This is a genomic window from Streptomyces hainanensis (genome assembly GCF_004348415.1).
Taxonomy (GTDB): domain Bacteria; phylum Actinomycetota; class Actinomycetes; order Streptomycetales; family Streptomycetaceae; genus Streptomyces; species Streptomyces hainanensis.
In genome coordinates this window covers 1-1643 of sequence record NZ_SMKI01000795.1, presented here as the reverse complement: position 1 = coordinate 1643, position 1643 = coordinate 1, and the positions used below count along the sequence as shown (strand labels likewise).

Annotated in this window: 2 protein-coding genes and 1 pseudogene; 1 reads left to right on the top strand and 2 read right to left on the bottom strand. The window is 73.8% G+C overall.

Features of this window, described 5'->3' with window-relative positions; genetic code table 11:
- Window positions 1-728: pseudogene (locus tag E1283_RS37850) on the top strand (CBM35 domain-containing protein); the annotation flags it as partial.
- 15 nt (window positions 729-743) lie between these two features.
- Here E1283_RS37850 and E1283_RS35995 read toward each other — a convergent pair.
- Both E1283_RS35995 and E1283_RS37845 read right to left on the bottom strand, forming a co-directional pair.
- Window positions 744-1136 carry a hypothetical protein gene (locus E1283_RS35995; protein WP_132822363.1) on the bottom strand — a complete coding sequence of 131 codons (393 nt, stop codon included), beginning with the start codon at window positions 1134-1136 and terminating at the stop codon, window positions 744-746.
- 5 nt (window positions 1137-1141) lie between these two features.
- The coding region (locus E1283_RS37845) for an RHS repeat-associated core domain-containing protein (RefSeq protein WP_165956372.1) at window positions 1142-1643 on the bottom strand (502 nt) is incomplete at its 5' end.

Genomic DNA, 1643 nt, shown 5'->3' with positions numbered 1-1643 from the left:
CCCGCTACCCGGCCACCCTCGCCGACCCGCTCGGCGACCCCCGCCACGAGTACGGCAGTTCGGCCGGCACCGGCACCGGCGCGCTGGTCCTCGGCGACGCCGACGGCGTCGTCTTCGACGTCTTCGCGCCGCGCGACGGCTACTACACCCTGACCGCCCGGCACATCGGCGGCCCGCTCGCCCTGGCGGTGCACGGCGCCACGCTCACCGCGGCCCCCGACCGGCCGCTGCGGGTCCTCCTCCAGGCCGGGAACAACCGGATCACCGCCACCGGACCCGCCGCCGTGCGCTCCCTCGACGTGACCGGCGCCGGCGACACCGCGGGCATCGCCGGCTACGCGGCGGGCGCGGCCGCCGTCACCGGCCGGGCCAGGCTCGTCGGCGGTCACCTCGGCTGGCTCGGCGGCCCCGACACCGAGGCCCGGTGGACGGTCGACGCCCAGCGCGCCGGCCGGCACCTGCTGTTCCTCCACTACGCCAACGACGACCGCGGCCCCGGCGACCACGACTACAACGCCGACGTGATCTCCCGCACCGCGGACCTCCGCGTCGACGAGGGGCCGCCCCGCCGGCTGACGTTCCGCACCACCTACTCCTGGACCGACTTCCGGTCCCTCGCCGTCCCGGTGACGCTCAAGCGCGGCGCCAACACCCTCGCCCTCAGCAACCCCACCGGTTTCGCGCCCGACCTGGCGGGCGTCCTGATCGGTCACGTCCTCGGCGACTGACCGGCGCCGGGACGGTCACCGCCGGTACAGCCGGTCGATCAACTCGGCGGCGTTCGCGGCGACCTGCCGCCAGCGGACGTCTCCCGGGCCCCCCAGGTAGAGGACCCGGGGGTCGTCCGGGGACGTCCGGTAGTCCAGCACGAACGGCATGTCGGGACCCAGGTCGCCGATCACGACGGTCCGCGCCGTGTCGATCCCCGCCACCTCGTCCGCCCGGAGCGCCTGCCAGGAGGCGTTCTGCCTGACCAACATGGCCTTGCCGTAGAACTCGGGCTGCTCGGGCTCCTCGCCGAACACCTCGGTGAGCACCCGGTCGTCCCGTGGTGCCACCCACCGCCCCGACCTGACCAGTTCGGCCAGGGGCGGCGGGACGACCAGCCCGCCGATCCGCAGCGTCCGCTTCCACATGCCCCTCACAGTACGGTCCGCCCGGTGAGGTCCTGAATGGCCTGGACGATCTCGGGCCGGAGTTGCTGGGGGGCGGCGCGGTCGCCGAAGTTGGCCATGTTGACGCTCGCCGAGTTCCACCGCATCTCGATGCCGTTGCGTCTGATGATCGCGACGAAGCCCACCGCCTCACGGGAGCCGTCGAACAGGTCCCGGTTGATCTGCCCGTGCCCGCCGAAGCGGTCGACCAGGGCGCGGGGCCCGCTGCTCAGCCGCGCCTCCAACTGCCTGGTGACCGGGTCGTAGACGCCGGAGAAGCCGTGGCCCTCCTCGATGTGGTGCGGTCGCCTGAAGAGCCGTCGCCAGAAACTGGGTCGCAGCGAGGTGGCGGCCTGGTTGTGCCGTCCGGAGAACCTGCTGCCGAAGATCCGCAGGTCGTGGGCCGCCAGGCCCAGCGGGTCCGCGAAGGTGTGCGGGTTCGCGACGTAGGTGTAGGGGTTGGGCTGCGGGGTGAGGCCGAGCGGGTCG